This window comes from Streptomyces sp. NPDC034111 (assembly GCF_055575375.1).
This window is the reverse complement of record NZ_JBVIST010000038.1, coordinates 1-14,538: the sequence shown is the minus strand read 5'-3', so window position 1 is coordinate 14,538 and position 14,538 is coordinate 1. Positions and strand designations below refer to the sequence as shown.

Sequence of the window (14,538 nt, the reverse complement as noted above, 5' to 3'; positions counted from 1 at the left end):
TTCCAGGTCTTCATCCCGCTGCGCTACCAGCACGACTTCGTCGACATGCAGGACGGCAAGGTCCGCAACAAGCTCCAGGCCCGCACCACCATGGCCACCGGCGCCGAGGCGCTGAAGGTGTTCGCGGTCTCTCGCCTCCTCTTCGACAACGTCCCGCACGTCAAGTGCTTCTGGGTGATGCACGGTCTCCAGACCACCCAGCTCGCTCTCCAGCACGGTGCGGACGACATGGACGGCTCGGTCGTCGAGTACAAGATCACTCACGACGCGGACAACTACGGCACCCCGAACAAGCTGACCCGTGAGGACCTGCTGGAGCTGATCCGCGACGCGGGCTTCCGGCCGGTCGAGCGCAACACCCGCTACGAAGCCATCCGCGAGTACCCGGGCCCGGACCCCGAGCGCCGCGAGTCGCCCCAGCCGATGCGTGTCTGACCTGGTCACAGCCGTTTGTCAGAGGCGGGAGTTAGGGTCCGGGGCATGAACGTACGCTTCGACCTGGACCCTGCCGTCACTCCCGAACTCCACCACGGGCTCTGTGCGTTGTGGGCAGATGTCTCCAACGCCGGCGGCGCGGTCGGCTTCGTTCCGCCGGTGACGCATGAGGACATCCGCCCCGAGCTGGTCAGGAAGCTCGCGGCCCTGGCCGAGGGCCGCGAGCGGCTGCTGGTCGGGCGGGACGCGGACGGCCGGGTCCTGGCGGCGGCGTTCCTCGCACCCAATGGCCACCGCCTGATGACGCACTGGATATGGGTGTACACGGTGATGGTCCACCCCTCCCTCCAGGGGCAGGGCGTCGGCCGCCGGCTGATGGCCGCGGTCGCCGAGGCCGCCCGTACCCTCGACGGCGTCACCGCCATACGTCTGACCTGCCGCGGCGGCACCGGCGTCAGCCGCTTCTACGAGGCCTGCGGCTACAAGGAGGTCGGCCGGGTCCCCGGCGCGATCAAGGTCGCCGACGGCGACTTCCGCGATGACGTCACGATGTGGCGGGAACTGGCCTGAGCCGTGGCGGAAGCGGCCTGCGGCGGGGGTCGGGAAGATCGCCCTGGCCGCTGTGCTTGACTGGAGGGCGACCCTTTCGGTTGCCGTTGAGAAGAAGGTCCCGTCCGTGAGTAGCCACAAGTTCGCCACGCTCCGCTACACCGCCCTTCGCATCGGCCTGTTCGTCGCCTGCTTCGCCGTGGTGTGGGGGCTGGCGTACCTCCACGTCATTCCGCTTGCCGTGGGTGCGGCCAACACCGTCTGGCTGCTGCTGCTCGCCATCGTGATCTCCGCGCCGCTCAGCTTCGTGCTGCTGCGCAAGCAGCGGGATGCGATGTCCGAGCAGATCGTCGCGAAGGTCGACCGCCAGAAGGAGCGCTTTGCGGCCAGCGCCGGCCAGGAGGACGGCCTGTAGGCCGCATCCGGTCGGGCCTCCGGCCCCCGGGCTCTCGGACTCTCCGCCAAGTCTGCGGAGTCTGCGAAGAACAATGGTGCAGACCTTTATGTAAGACGCCTCACAGTCGCGTCCTCCCCGCCGCATCCGTCACAGGCGCCCGTTCGTGGATTTCCGCTCCACGAACGGGCGCCTGTCGCGTTGTTGGCGCTCACTTCGTCCGGCCCGGCCCCCACAGAACCCAAAGATTTTCTTTGGGTCTCTCAAAGTTCAAGTGTTAACGTACCTGCCATGAAGACCGCAGCCGCGCCGCCGACCCCCATGGGCATTCCGCTCGTGGCGCGCCTGCACGTCGATCTTTGCCGCTGTATGTCCGCGGCCTGTCGCCGCCGCTGACCGACCTCATCCAGCGGCCGGAGATCCTGTTTGAAGCACGGACCTCCTGGCGCTCATCCACGCCGTTTCACCGACGTCTTATCTGTCCCCGGAGTGTGTCCGTTGTCCACGTCTGCCGAGAGCCCTGCGTCCGCGCAGGCCCCTCAGACCCCTAAGTCCTCCCGCATACCCAAGGTCCCGTTCTGGGCCCAGATCCTGATCGGCCTCGCCCTGGGCGTGCTGCTCGGCGGGATCGCCAAGAACGGTGACATCGGCTGGCTCACCGCCACCCTCCAGCACGTCGGCGACCTCTTCGTCCAGCTGCTGAAGCTGGCCGTCGCCCCGCTGGTGTTCTTCGCGATCCTGGTGTCGATCACCAACCTGCGGCAGGTCAACAACGCCGCCCGGCTGGCCACCCGTACGCTGCTGTGGTTCATGGCCACCTCGCTGATCGCGGTCGCCATCGGCCTGGCGATCGGCCTGGTCACCCAACCCGGTACGGGCACCGGCCTGACCCCCAAGGACGGCAAGCTCCCCGACCACGCGGGCTCCTGGATCGACTTCCTGACCGGCATCGTCCCCACCGACATCATCACGCCGTTCACCGAGCTCAACGTGCTGCAGATCGTCTTCATGGCGGCCGTGGCCGGAATCGCCGCGCTCCAGCTCGGCGAGAAGGCCGAGCCGGTCCTCAAGGTCAGCCGCTCGGTCCTCGAACTGCTCCAGAAGGCCCTGTGGTGGGTCATCCGCCTCGCCCCGATCGGCACCGTCGGCCTCATCGGCAACGCCATCGCGACGTACGGCTGGAACCTCATCGGCAAGTACGCGACCTTCACCGCCGACATCTACCTCGGCTGCGCACTGGTCCTGTTCGGCGTCTACCCGCTGCTGCTGTCGACCGTCGCCAAGGTCAACCCGCTTCAGTTCTTCCGCGGCGCCTGGCCCGCCATCCAGCTGGCCTTCGTCTCCCGCTCGTCGGTCGGCACCATGCCGGTCACCCAGCAGGTCACCGAGCGCCTCGGTGTGCCGCGGGAGTACGCCTCCTTCGCGGTGCCCTTCGGCTCCACGACCAAGATGGACGGCTGCGCCTCGATCTACCCGGCGATCGCCGCGATCTTCATCGCCCAGATCTTCGACGTCCACCTCGGTATCGGCGACTACATCCTGATCGTCTTCGTCTCCGTCATCGGCTCCGCCGCCACCGCGGGCCTGACCGGCGCGACGGTCATGCTGACCCTGACCCTCTCCACGCTGGGCCTGCCGCTGGAGGGCGTCGGTCTGCTGATGGCGATCGACCCGATCCTGGACATGATGCGTACGGCCACCAACGTTGCCGGCCAAGCGGTCATCCCGATCCTGGTCTCCGCCAAGGAGAAGATCCTGGACCGCGACGCCTACGCCCGCGCGACCAGCATCCGGATCGGCGAGAACGAGACCGGCACCGGGACCGGAAGCGCGAACGGCAGCGGTACGCCCGTTGAGCCGGAGACCGCTGCGGAGGCCGCTCCGGTCCCCGCCGCGGCCGCCGCGAGCTGACCCCAGCGGCGCACCACACCCGCACCACCCGCACCACACCGCGCCCCCGCAGCCAATACGCCCCGGCTGCGGGGGCGCCGTCGTATTCCGGCCAGGATCGTCAGGCCCCCGTGCCGGCCCCCGTGTGCGCAGCCGCCACCTCCGTGCCCGCCCCCGTGTGCGCCAGGACCGCGTCGGCCAGCGGCCCCAGTACGGCCGCCGGCAGCGCATGCCCCATCCCGGGGATCTCGACCACATACGCACCCCGTACGCACTGCGCGAGGTGCTGGGGGTGCGGCGGCGGGAACACCGGCTCGGCGGGTGCGCAGATCACGAGCGTGGGGACCTCGTTGCGGGCCAGCTGCTCGGTGCGCAGCAGGCCGCTGTCCGCGTGCGCCCTGCCGTGCGCCGTGCTCGTCCGGTAGTGCCCGGTGTGCTCGATGACGCGCTCTTCGAGGGCGCGGAAGTAGCCGTCGTCGAAGGGGAGTCGGCCACCGGCGAGTACCCGCCAGTGTTCGATCCGGCGCTGCACCTCCGCCGCGACGCCGTGATCCTCGACCGGGCGGGCCCACAACTCCAGGACCTCGGGCGCGATACCAGGGAGTTCGCCGACCGGGACGGTGCTGCCGTCGGGGCGGGTATAGGCGGTGGTGCTGAGGGCATTGGTGCCGATGAGAGTGGCGCTGAGTACTCGGTCGGGGTGGTCGGCGAGCACCATTTGGGCCAGCATGCCCCCCAATGACATGCCGACGATATGTGCCTGCTCGATGCCCAGCCCGTCCAGGACCGCGATCACGTCCTCGGCGAGATCCGCGATCCGGTACGGCCGCTCCTCGAACGGCCAGGTGGAGCGGCCGGTGTCTCGGTGGTCGTAGCGGATGACCCGGTGGTGCGCGGCCAGCGCGTCGACCAGGGGTTCCGGCCAGCCGACACCGCTGGCCTGGGCACCCATGATCAGCAGCAACGGGGGCGCCTCGGCGGCACCGCGCTGCTCGGTCCACAGGCGAATGCCGGGAGCGGCGTCGATGAACTGCTGCACGGTCTGACCTCCAAGGGGACGGGGAACGGGGCGCGGGGGCCCGGGCGGCGCGCGGCCAAAAGCCCAACGTGCCGACGGGAAGGGCCGGTTATCACCAACGCAACGAGACGTATCGTCTCGTCTTCGTGTCGATCATGTCAAGGGGTGAGGTGCATACGGCGAAGATCGTAAACTTACTCGGCAGTAACGGGGCGGGAAGGAGGGACATTCGGGGTGGGAGCTGTGAAGAGCAAGCGGGTGCCACGCGCGGTCCGGGAGCAGCAGATGCTCGACGCCGCGGTGCTGACGTTCGCGCGCCGTGGCTATCGGGCGGCCTCGATGGACGAGATCGCCGAGGTGGCCGGGGTCTCCAAGCCGCTGGTCTATCTCTATCTGAACTCGAAGGAAGACCTGTTCAGCGCGGTGATCCGGCGGGAGCGGGCGGCGCTGGTGGCGGCCGTGACGGCGGCTGTCGAGTCGGATGCGGCGGCCGACCGCCAGCTGTGGAGCGGGCTGAGGGGGTTCTTCGCCCACACCGCCGACAATCCGGACGGCTGGGCCGTACTCCACCAGCAGGCCCGGACGCACGGCGAGCCCTTCGCACATGAAGTCGCCGCCATGCGGGCCGAGATCGTCACCTTCGTCACGGAGCTGATCGGGATGGCCGCGAAGGAGGCGGGCTGCGCCGGTGAGCTGGCCGAACGGGAGGTGGCGGGTCTCGCCCACGCCCTGGTCGGCGCGGCCGAGTCACTGGCCGAGTGGGCCAATGTCCGTACGGACGAGGGGCCTTCGGGGGAACGGGTGCATCCGACGGCGAAGGACGCCGCGGCCACGATGATGAACTTCGCCTGGGCAGGCCTCGGCCACCTGATGGCCGGCGAGCGCTGGATGCCGGGCGGATGCGCCGGCCAGGAGGACACTCCCTGCGCTTGAGGGGGCGACGAGTTCCGTACGGCTGGTTCTGTAGGCGTGGTTCCGCACGGCTGGTTCCGTACGGCTAGGGGGTGTCCGGCTGGTGGGCTGTCCGGCCCCGGTACCGGGGCCGGACAGCGCCGGGCGGGCCTGGTTACCGCCCCGGCCCGGCGGCGAACAGCCCACGCAGCTGCCTGCCGTTGACGACGAACGCGATACCGGCCAGGGCGAGTCCGCAGATGCCCTGTTCGATCTTCATCCACAGGGGGAAGGGGCCGGGCAGCGCGATGACGGCCGCGATGGCCACCACCATGACGCCCGAGATGATCCGCAACCGGCGATACGCCCGGCGGGAGCCGCGGGCCGCGCCCGCGGCGGAGGCGAATGTCACCAGGGCACTGGCAACGACGATGCTTCCACGTATCCAGACGGCGTCGTTCACCACCGCCGGGTCGTTGCGGAGCACGGCGATGGCGGCGAGGGTGAGCCCGCTGAGAGCGAGATAGCCGCCGGCGAGCAGCTTGGTGCGGCGGAAGGCCGTCAGGCTGCGCGGATGATGCAGGCCTTCCGCAGGCAGCACTAACGGGCGTGGGCTCCGGGCATTCATGGCGATTCCTTCTCTTCCTTGCGCGGGCAGTTGGGCGCTCGGGGTCGTCACCAGGATCCGGCCCGCCTGCCGTCCGTTCATCGCTCGCACGGACGAGGTGCGGCCCTGTCGCGCGTCAGGGCCCGTTCGGGGGCAGCCCGTAATGGATCCGGCCCGACACTTCGGGGATGCCGCCGATACCGGGCATGCGGCCCACAACTCGCCCCCGCACTCGGCAGACCCGGGCGGTTCGCTGCCAAAAGCCGCTGACCCGCCCGGGAATTGCCGGGACGAAGCTGTGGCCGGGGCATTGGCCGTCTCCTGCTCCTCGCGTAAATTTACGCCGAAGTAAGGTTACTGCCGGGTCAGGAGCGTGAGGTACGGGGTGAACTCCGCGATGACCTCGGGCAGTTGGACCGCACGGGCGCGTAGGGAGGGGCGGCCGGTGCGGTCGTGACCGCACTCCACAGGAGAAACGAGGAGCCGCTCGTGTCCAACCAGGACAGTGCACCTACGGGAACTCCCCCTGGATCCCCGTCCGGGGCACCCATCGCCTCACCTACCGCCTCACCCACCGCCTCATCCGTCGCACCGGCCCGCACCCCTGCCCCCACCCTCACAGAGCCCCGGAAAGCCCTGATCGACGGCGTCGTACGCGAGGTCTACGTCCCCCCGCTCGCCCCGCCCGTCGACCGCGGCTCCCTCGGTGACCTCCCCTTCACCAACGCCGCCGAGGCGCCCGCCGACATCGTCCTCGCCCGCAAACAGCCAAGCGGCGCCTGGCGCGACATCACCGCCGCCGAGTTCGCCACCGAGGTCCGCGCCGTCGCCAAGGGGCTGATCGCCTACGGCCTCCGCCCCGGCGACCGGCTCGCGATCATGGCCCGTACGACCTACGAATGGACCCTGATCGACTTCGCCGCCTGGGCCGCCGGCCTGGTCACCGTCCCCCTCTACCCGACCTCCTCCGCCCACCAGGCGCAGTGGATCCTGCACGACTCCGGTGCCCGCGCCTGCGTCGTCGAAGACGTCGCCGAGACCCGTCTGATCAGCGGCCTCCGCGGCGAACTCCCCGCCCTCGACCACCTCTGGCAGTTCAACACCGGCGCGGTCTCCCAGCTCGTCTCCGCCGGCCGCCACCTCCCCGACGAAGCGGTGGACGAGCGCCGCGCCGCCACCGGCCCCTACGCCCTCGCCACCCTCATCTACACCTCGGGCACCACCGGCCGCCCCAAGGGCTGCGTCCTCACCCACGCCAACTTCTTCGCCGAGGTCGACAACGCCATCGAGCTGCTGCACCCCGTCTTCAACTCGGTCAGCCAGGAGCCCGCCTCCACCCTCCTCTTGCTCCCCCTCTCCCACGTCTTCGGCCGGATGGTCGCCGTCGGCTGCCTCCGCGCCCGGGTCCGCCTCGGCCACGCCCCCAGCATCCAGACCGACGACCTCCTCGCCGACCTCGCCGGCTTCCGCCCGACCTTCCTCCTCGCCATCCCCTACGTCCTGGAGAAGGTCTTCAACACCGGCCGGGCCACCGCCGAGAAGATGGGCCGGGCCGCCTCCTTCGACCGCGCCGCCCGTATCGCCCGCTCCTACGGCGAGGCCGTCGAGGCCAGGGAGCGCTCGGCATCCGAGGGACGGTCGAAGAGCCGAGGCGGAGCGAAGCGGAGCGGGCAAGGCCCCGGCCCCGGCGTCGCCCTCAAGGCAGCCCGCAAGCTCTACGACCCGCTCGTCTACCGCCGCATACGGGCCGCCCTCGGCGGCAAGGTCCGCTACGCCCTCTGCGGCGGCTCCCCGCTCGGCCACCGCCTCGCCGCGTTCTACTCCGGCGCCGGCATCGAGATCTTCGAGGGCTACGGCCTGACGGAGACCACCGCGGCCGCCACCGTCACCCCGCCGCTGCGCCCCCGCACCGGCACCGTCGGCTGGCCGCTCCCCGGCACCGCCGTACGCATCGCCGACGACGGCGAGATCCTGCTCCACGGCCGCCATGTCTTCGCCGGCTACTGGGACGCCGCCCTCGGCGCCGCCCGCCCCGCCACCGACGCACACGGCTGGCTCCCCACCGGCGACCTCGGCGCCCTGGACGCGGACGGCTACCTCACCATCACCGGCCGCAAGAAGGAGATCATCGTGACGACGGGCGGCAAGAACGTCGCCCCCGCCCCGTTGGAGGACCGCCTCCGCTCCCACCCCCTCGTGGGCCAGTGCATGGTCATCGGCGACAACCGCCCCTACATCACCGCCCTGATCGCCCTGGAGCCCGACGGCCTCTCCCACTGGCGCCAGATGCACAAGAAACAGGACATACCGCTGGAGGCGCTGGTCCACGACGAACGTCTGCGCGCCGACATCCAGCGTGCCGTCGACGATGCGAACGAACTGGTCTCCCGGGCCGAATCCATCCGCCGCTTCACGGTGCTCCCCATGGACTTCACCGAACAAACCGGACACCTCACTCCCTCTCTGAAGCTCCGGCGGGCCGCCGTGGCCCGAGATTTCGCCAAAGACATAGCGGCTCTTTACGAAAGGAGGTGATCCCCCTCTGGAGCCACGGCGCTCGGCACGTCAAACTGGAACCCCCGTGTCACCTCTGTGGGGGAGGTGGCACGGGGTCTGACGTGCGCAGTCGCTTCGCTACGTTTCGCCGAGTTCGCACCACACGGTCTTGCGGCCGGCGCCCAGCAGCACACCCCACCGCAGCGAGACGGCATCCAGCAGCGCCATACCGCGCCCACCCTCGTCGTCACCGGCCGCCCGCAGCAGCACGGGCACCGCCCCCGGCTCCGGATCGGTCACCTCCACCCGGGTCCGCCCACCGCCCGCGCCCCTGATGTGCACGACCACCGGCGTGCCCTCCCCGAGGTGCCGGATCACATTCCCCACCATCTCGCTGACGCAGAGCTGCACCTCGGCGCACGGCCCACCGCCCAGATGCTCGCGCACCGTACGCCGGAGCAGCGGGATCTCCTTCGGCAACGCAAGCAGCTCAACCGTGAGCGGAGCCCTCACGTTCCGGTTCATTCCCCGGCCCCGGCAGCCTTACGGAGCAGTTCGGTGCAGTCGTCCACGTCGTCGTGGAGAGGGCTGAGCATGGGTGTACGCCCTCCCGTGCGCATGGTGACGAACTGCTCACAGCGTGACGTCACTCGGCGTAGCGTGGAAGGCGATCGGGTTGCGCAGAGCAACTTGCTGATAGTGGTGGTGAGTTATGCCTCCTCGTAAGGATCCCGACGGCTCGGCGAGCGTTCCGGCCTTCTACGGCGCCGAGTTGCGCTACCAGCGCGAGGCCGCGGGTCTCACGCTCGAACAACTCGCGGAAGGCAGCTACCGCGGCATCTCGTTCCTCAGCCAGATCGAGCGCGGTGAGCGGCGGATGCCGGAGGATCTGGCCCGGCACGTCGACCAGAAGCTCGGGACGGACGGCTTTTTCGCCCGGCGTTGTGAAGATGCGCGGAAGGCGCGGAGCGTCGGTCATCCGCAGTACTTCGCGGATATCCCGGACATGGAGAAGAGCGCGACGGCCATCGAGGACTGGGCGCCTGTCGTCATTCCAGGGCTGTTGCAGACCGCGCCGTACGTCCGCAAACTCTGCCAGACGGCGAAGCCGTGGGACGAGCCCGAGGACATCGAGAAGAGGGTGCGGGCACGGGTCAAGCGCGCGGACATCTGGAAGCGGGAGGAGCGCCCTTCGTACTGGGCGATTCTGCGCGAGGATCTGATCAGGAGGCCGCTGCTTCCTGCTCAGCAGATGGCAGAGCAGCTGGAACACATCCTCGAGGTGGTCACGTCCACCCGGAGCGTTCTGCAAATCCTCCCGGAAACGACCGTCGCCCACCCGCTCATGATGGGCATGGCCAAGATCATGACCTTCCCGGACGCCCCGCCGCTGGTCTGGACGGAGGCGGAGTTCAACGGTCAAGCCATCGACTATCCACCGCTCGTGACGGGGTTTCGGAAGTCGTACGATCTGCTGAGGGCCGTGGCGCTGCCGCCGGAGGCATCCCTGGCCATCATCGAAGAAGCGGCGAGGGGTTACAGAGATGAAGCGCAGCAGCAGGGTTGATCTGGACGCGGCCCACTGGCGCAAGAGCAGCTACAGCAACGGCGACGGCGCCGACTGCATCGAGGTCGCCGACGACTTCCCCGGCCTCGTCCCCGTACGGGACTCCAAGGACCCCGATGGCCCCGCCCTCATCCTCCCCGCCGGCGCCTGGAACTCCTTCGTCGCGGCGGTCAAAGCCACAGCGTTTTCCCTCGATGGTTGAGGAGGCGTTCTCGGAATCTGCCCACCGTTGGTGGAGATGGCCTCGTCCGGCACCAACGGGGGCGTGAACCGGGGGGCCTCACCGCGGCGGTAACGCCACCGCCGTCTGCATCTCACACGAGTTGCACCAGAACGCCCACCCGTTGGCGTCCACGGACCGCGAGCCGCACGCCAGACACGGGTCCCCGACGAAACTCGCCGCCACCCACGTACCGGCCGTCGCCGCCCGCCGTCCCGCTGCCGCGGACTCCTCCGCGTAGCAGGGGATGCACACCCCGCCCTGCCGCCCCGGCAGCTTCATCGACCGTATCCCGCAGGTCGAACACGGCAGTCTGCCGACGTACTGCGCGTCCAGGCCGACCGGCTTCCCGTTCCTGCTAAACGCTGTCACGTCGCCTCTGCCTCCTCATACGGCTCTTGCGCCGCTTACGCCAGGACGGTTCCGGTGCCACCGCACCCGGAGCACTGCGTCGTGACCTCGTCGCCGGCGGGCGTCTCCCAGTCCACGGTTCCGCTGCCGCCGCAATCGGGGCAGGGCTTCTGCGGGGGCAAGTGCTCGCTCATTCTGCCCACGGTAGGCCGCACCATGTCCCGATGTGACCACTTTCCGTGATCACTTCGATACGCATGTCGCACGCCTGCTCGACGGATTCGAAGGTGTGCGCCCGGGGCGCGGAGGATCAGCCGGTGAACCGGCCGCCCACCGGCATCGCGAGCAGCGGCATCGCGCGAGGGCGATCAGCACGTCACCGAACCGCGGCGGGCTGCGCACACCGTCCTGACGTGAGTCGGATCAGTCGGGTGAGGGGCCTAACCGCCGGGGCATGAGCCGTAATTGAGGCACCGTCGTGCTGGGAATGCATCAGGGCGAGCGGTGCGGCGGCGACTGCCGGGTTCGGCGCCACCTGCGCACAGCGGGCCACCCCCACCACGCTTGTCCAGGTGGCTGATCGGCTTGGGCGCTCATTCGGGAGGAGTGCGCATACGGGGCTCTCTGCGCCGTGTCCACGTTTCGCGTAATGGGCGAGCCGGCCGCTCGCCGACCGTGGAATTCCGCCCTCCGCCGCCCTTCGCCGGGCCGCCTTCTCGCGTTCCTGCTTCGCGCGTACCGCGTTCCGGCTTTGCTGTTTCTTGTGACGCAGTGTGCCCGGCGGCAAAAGTTCATGTAGTAGCCATTTGGGCCGGTGCCGTGACAAAAGGCAGGAGCCCCGCTTCGCCACCGGAGTGGCGGAGCAGGGCTCCTTGGGTACTGCAAAGAGTGACCGGGAATTATTCCGGGCCGGGCAACTTAGCTCGGGGTCACGTTCTCCGCCTGCGGACCCTTCGGGCCCTGCGTGACGTCGAAGGTCACCTGCTGGTTCTCCTCGAGGGAGCGGAAACCAGAGGCGTTGATCGCCGAGTAGTGGACGAAGACATCCGGGCCGCCGCCGTCCTGGGCGATGAAGCCGAAGCCCTTTTCAGCGTTGAACCACTTGACGGTTCCGGTAGCCATAAGCCCTCCTTGGGCCAAAGGGTTGCCCTGCTCCAGAACCTGCAAACAAGTCTGAAAACTACAAAAGCCTGCGGGTCACATGCTCCGCAGGCTCTGTACTGCAAGGGAAACCAAACTGCAACTTGCGCTGAGCCTAGCATGATGGACTCGTGAGGCGGAAGAGCCAAAGATCACGTTTAACCGTCAGCACTAACGTCCATAGGTTGCCCCGCCGCCCCGGCCCAAGAGCAGCAGGTCTAGCCTCCGCATGTGGACAATTCAACCTTCGGAGACGCACCCGCAGGAGCCGGCACCGACCACCGTCGCAGCCGGCCGCGAGTGGGCCACATCCAGTTCCTGAACTGCCTGCCCCTTTACTGGGGCCTCGCCCGTACGGGCACCCTCCTCGACCTGGACCTCAGCAAGGACACGCCCGAGAAGCTCAGCGAACAGCTGATCCGCGGCGAGCTCGACATCGCACCGGTCACCCTCGTGGAGTTCCTGCGCGCCGCCGATGATCTCGTCGCCTTCCCCGATCTGGCGGTCGGCTGCGACGGTCCGGTGATGTCCTGCGTGATCGTCTCGCAGAAGCCGCTGGACGAGCTCGACGGCGCCCGGGTGGCCCTCGGCTCGACCTCGCGGACGTCCGTACGCCTGGCGCAGCTGCTGCTGGCCGAGAAGGTCGGGGTGCGGCCCGACTACTACACCTGCCCGCCGGACCTCCGGCTGATGATGCAGGAGGCGGAGGCGGCGGTGCTGATCGGTGACGCCGCACTGCGCGCCAATCTGCACGACGGGCCGCGGCTGGGCCTGGAGGTGCACGACCTCGGGCAGATGTGGAAGGACTGGACGGGGCTGCCGTTCGTCTTCGCCGTATGGGCGACCCGGCGGGAATATCTGGAGCGCGAGCCGGACGTGGTGCAGAAGGTGCACGAGGCGTTCCTCGCCTCCCGCGATCTGTCGCTGGAGGAGGTCGCCAAGGTCGCCGAGCAGGCGGCGCGCTGGGAGGCCTTCGACGAGCCGGTGCTGGAGCGCTACTTCACCACGCTCGATTTCCGCTTCGGCGCCGATCAGCTACGAGGTGTCACGGAGTTCGCCCGGCGGGTCGGGCCGACGACCGGGTTCCCGGCCGATGTGAAGGTGGATCTGCTGGAGCCTGCCGCCCGGTAGACGGGGGAGAGTGCCAGGTGGCAGGGGGAACCAGGCAGCGGGGGAAACCAGGCAGCGGGGGAATCGGACGGCAGGGGGTCGCAGGGGCCGTACGGTCCGCAGGGGGCCTCAGCGGTCCGGGCGGCTTGCCGGTGTGGGGCCGCGCAGCACCTTGCTGAGCGCCTCCAGGCTCTCCTCCCGCATGCCCTGGACGTAGCTCTTGGCGTTGTGGCCGCCGTCCTGGATGACATGCAGACCGGCCTTGACGGGCCCCTTGGCGTAGCGGCGGATGAAGCGCTCCAGGTTGGCCCGGCCGCGTTCCTTCGTCCCTATCTGGAACTGAAGGTGGACCGGCGGGGCGTCGGGACGGGCGGACAGGCGCGCGGCGAGGCGCTCGGGGTCGTTCGCGCGCCGCTCCTTCTCGTGGCCGCGCCACAGCGGGGAATCCGGACGGGTGTCCGGGCCGTTGGCGAGCACCGCCTTGAAGCGGTCGGGATGCTGGAGCACCTGCTTGAGGCCGACGAAACCGCCGGACGAGGAACCCATGAACGCCCAGCCGTCCCGGCTTGCGAACGTCCGGAAGGTGGCCCTGACCAGGTCGGGCACATCGTCAGACAGCCAGGTGCCGATCTTCGGCCGGCCGGGTATGTCGCTGCCGTCGTAGTAGTGGCGCCGGTCCGGGTTGAGTACCGGCATGACGAGGATGAAGGGCTTGCTGCGCCCCAGCGCGGTGAGGTCGTCGAGGGTGCGCAGCAGTCCGAGGTCGCTGCGCGTCCAGTAATTGACGGGGTAGCCGTGGGCACCAGGCAGCGCGATCAGCACCGGGAACGCGCTGTGGCGATAACGCTCCTCGTAGTACTCCCTGGGCGCCCACGCCCACACCTTGCCGGTGAAGCCGGACTTCTTCCCGTGGAGCGTGGTGACGCCGATGCGGGTGCCGTCGGCGAGGGTGTCGGCCGTACGGAACGGAACGCCGGGACCGGCCGCGGGGCGGCCGAAGGACATCGGCTCACCGGTCCCGGGAAAGACGTTCCCGTATTTGACGACGGGGAAGAGGCCGAGCATCAGGGCGGCGAGGAGTGCGCCGACGAGGAGACGCCGTCTCCGCGGCGCGCCGGGGCGCACCGGCGCGGACGAGGGCGCGGACGGGGGCGCGGACGGGGGCGCGGACACAGACGCGGGCACGGTCACCGTCACGGGCTCTCTCCGGGCGGACGCTCACGCTGCCGCGCGGGCGGCAGGGCTGCCCCTGGTTCCTCCGACGGGCGGGAGCCGGGGAGCGGGACAGGATGGTCGATTTACTCCCTGTTTGATGGGGAAAAGAGGGTGCCGGGTTCATAGGGCCCGGCATGACATGGGTCATAGGCTGGAGGCGCGGGCCGGACACGCCTCGTCGGTGGGAGGCGGGAGGCGGGAGCGGCAGACGGGCGGCGCGCGCCGGGAAGCGGGAGGCGGGCGCGCCGGACGCGACCCTGTTCGTACGTCCTCATGTGCCGGGGGCACGCTCAACTGGGGGTACACGAGCAAGCGGTTGACGGGGACGGTGGCCGAGCGGGAAGAGCCGTGGTCCGGCCGCCAGCCAGGCTGTCAGTGGGCTGACGTACGCTGTTTCAGTCGTGATGCCCGCCTGCGAAAGGGACGCCCCGGTGACCGAGAACGCCGACCTCCAGTCCGTACTCGACCGCGCCGCGCAGGGCGGCCGCATCACGCCGGAGGAGGCGCTCGACCTGTACCGCTCGGCGCCGCTGCATGCGCTGGGCAAGGCGGCCGACGCCGTGCGCCGCCGTCGCTACGCCGGCACCGAGCACATCGCGACGTACATCATCGAGCGCAACATCAACTACACCAATGTGTGCGTCACGGCATGCAA

The 14,538-nt window shown here is 69.4% G+C and carries 16 protein-coding genes and 2 pseudogenes; 10 read left to right on the top strand and 8 right to left on the bottom strand.

Translation table 11 applies throughout. The features are described from left to right. The 4 genes and pseudogenes from ACZ55A_RS36955 to ACZ55A_RS36940 all read left to right on the top strand — a co-directional run. Window positions 1-435: pseudogene (locus ACZ55A_RS36955) on the top strand (aminofutalosine synthase MqnE); the annotation flags it as partial. A 45-nt stretch (window positions 436-480) separates the two neighbouring features. Beyond that, window positions 481-1,005 carry a GNAT family N-acetyltransferase gene (locus ACZ55A_RS36950; RefSeq protein WP_468849465.1) on the top strand — a complete coding sequence of 175 codons (525 nt, stop codon included), beginning with the start codon at window positions 481-483 and terminating at the stop codon, window positions 1,003-1,005. 106 nt (window positions 1,006-1,111) lie between these two features. After that, window positions 1,112-1,399, top strand: coding sequence for a DUF4229 domain-containing protein (locus ACZ55A_RS36945; RefSeq protein WP_468849463.1), 288 nt, complete (start codon window positions 1,112-1,114; stop codon window positions 1,397-1,399). Window positions 1,400-1,876: 477 nt separating this feature from the next. After that, complete coding sequence (locus tag ACZ55A_RS36940) at window positions 1,877-3,289, top strand: dicarboxylate/amino acid:cation symporter (protein ID WP_468849461.1); 1,413 nt, start codon at window positions 1,877-1,879, stop codon at window positions 3,287-3,289. 100 nt (window positions 3,290-3,389) lie between these two features. Here ACZ55A_RS36940 and ACZ55A_RS36935 read toward each other — a convergent pair whose 3' ends face one another. Further along, on the bottom strand, window positions 3,390-4,307 hold the full coding sequence (locus tag ACZ55A_RS36935; RefSeq protein ID WP_468849459.1) for an alpha/beta fold hydrolase: 918 nt from the start codon (window positions 4,305-4,307) through the stop codon (window positions 3,390-3,392). A gap of 213 nt (window positions 4,308-4,520) precedes the next feature. Between ACZ55A_RS36935 and ACZ55A_RS36930 the strand changes: the two genes are divergently transcribed. Further along, window positions 4,521-5,219 (top strand): TetR/AcrR family transcriptional regulator, encoded by a 699-nt coding sequence (locus ACZ55A_RS36930; protein WP_468849457.1) that lies wholly within the window; start codon window positions 4,521-4,523, stop codon window positions 5,217-5,219. 133 nt (window positions 5,220-5,352) lie between these two features. Here the strand turns inward: ACZ55A_RS36930 and ACZ55A_RS36925 are convergent, their stop codons facing one another. Then, the gene (locus ACZ55A_RS36925) at window positions 5,353-5,805 is read right to left on the bottom strand and encodes a hypothetical protein (RefSeq protein ID WP_468849455.1); all 453 of its coding nucleotides are present in this window, start codon (window positions 5,803-5,805) and stop codon (window positions 5,353-5,355) included. 528 nt (window positions 5,806-6,333) lie between these two features. Here ACZ55A_RS36925 and ACZ55A_RS36920 point away from each other — a divergent pair. Then, complete coding sequence (locus ACZ55A_RS36920; RefSeq protein WP_468849467.1) at window positions 6,334-8,319, top strand: AMP-dependent synthetase/ligase; 1,986 nt, start codon at window positions 6,334-6,336, stop codon at window positions 8,317-8,319. 99 nt (window positions 8,320-8,418) lie between these two features. On the opposite strand, the gene ACZ55A_RS36915 is transcribed toward ACZ55A_RS36920, so the two are convergent. Then, window positions 8,419-8,793 carry an ATP-binding protein gene (locus ACZ55A_RS36915; protein WP_468849453.1) on the bottom strand — a complete coding sequence of 125 codons (375 nt, stop codon included), beginning with the start codon at window positions 8,791-8,793 and terminating at the stop codon, window positions 8,419-8,421. 8 nt (window positions 8,794-8,801) lie between these two features. Then, window positions 8,802-8,930, bottom strand: coding sequence for a hypothetical protein (locus ACZ55A_RS36910; RefSeq protein WP_468849452.1), 129 nt, complete (start codon window positions 8,928-8,930; stop codon window positions 8,802-8,804). Window positions 8,931-8,992: 62 nt separating this feature from the next. Between ACZ55A_RS36910 and ACZ55A_RS36905 the strand changes: the two genes are divergently transcribed. Next, window positions 8,993-9,847, top strand: a complete 855-nt coding sequence (locus tag ACZ55A_RS36905; RefSeq protein WP_468849450.1) for a helix-turn-helix domain-containing protein — start codon at window positions 8,993-8,995, stop codon at window positions 9,845-9,847. Next, a complete protein-coding gene (locus ACZ55A_RS36900; protein ID WP_468849448.1) occupies window positions 9,825-10,049 on the top strand; it encodes a DUF397 domain-containing protein in 225 nt (74 codons plus the stop codon). Before ACZ55A_RS36905 ends, ACZ55A_RS36900 begins: the two co-directional genes overlap by 23 nt. A 78-nt stretch (window positions 10,050-10,127) precedes the next feature. Here ACZ55A_RS36900 and ACZ55A_RS36895 read toward each other — a convergent pair whose 3' ends face one another. The 3 genes from ACZ55A_RS36895 to ACZ55A_RS36885 all read right to left on the bottom strand — a co-directional run bounded on the left by ACZ55A_RS36895 (window position 10,128) and on the right by ACZ55A_RS36885 (window position 11,540). Continuing rightward, on the bottom strand, window positions 10,128-10,439 hold the full coding sequence (locus ACZ55A_RS36895) for a hypothetical protein (protein ID WP_468849446.1): 312 nt from the start codon (window positions 10,437-10,439) through the stop codon (window positions 10,128-10,130). Between the two features lie 35 nt (window positions 10,440-10,474). Next, entirely contained in the window at window positions 10,475-10,612 is a 138-nt protein-coding gene (locus tag ACZ55A_RS36890) for a hypothetical protein (protein ID WP_362914586.1), read from the bottom strand. 724 nt (window positions 10,613-11,336) lie between these two features. Then, window positions 11,337-11,540: a cold-shock protein gene (locus ACZ55A_RS36885; protein WP_261956986.1), complete on the bottom strand. Its 204-nt coding sequence runs from the start codon at window positions 11,538-11,540 to the stop codon at window positions 11,337-11,339. A 249-nt stretch (window positions 11,541-11,789) separates the two neighbouring features. Between ACZ55A_RS36885 and ACZ55A_RS36880 the strand changes: the two genes are divergently transcribed. Next, a complete protein-coding gene (locus tag ACZ55A_RS36880; protein ID WP_468849444.1) occupies window positions 11,790-12,689 on the top strand; it encodes a menaquinone biosynthetic enzyme MqnA/MqnD family protein in 900 nt (299 codons plus the stop codon). Between the two features lie 108 nt (window positions 12,690-12,797). Here the strand turns inward: ACZ55A_RS36880 and ACZ55A_RS36875 are convergent, their stop codons facing one another. Next, on the bottom strand, window positions 12,798-13,853 hold the full coding sequence (locus ACZ55A_RS36875) for an alpha/beta hydrolase (RefSeq protein WP_468849442.1): 1,056 nt from the start codon (window positions 13,851-13,853) through the stop codon (window positions 12,798-12,800). Window positions 13,854-14,314: 461 nt separating this feature from the next. On the opposite strand from ACZ55A_RS36875, the pseudogene ACZ55A_RS36870 reads away from it, so the two are divergent. Beyond that, window positions 14,315-14,538: pseudogene (locus ACZ55A_RS36870) on the top strand (dehypoxanthine futalosine cyclase); the annotation flags it as partial.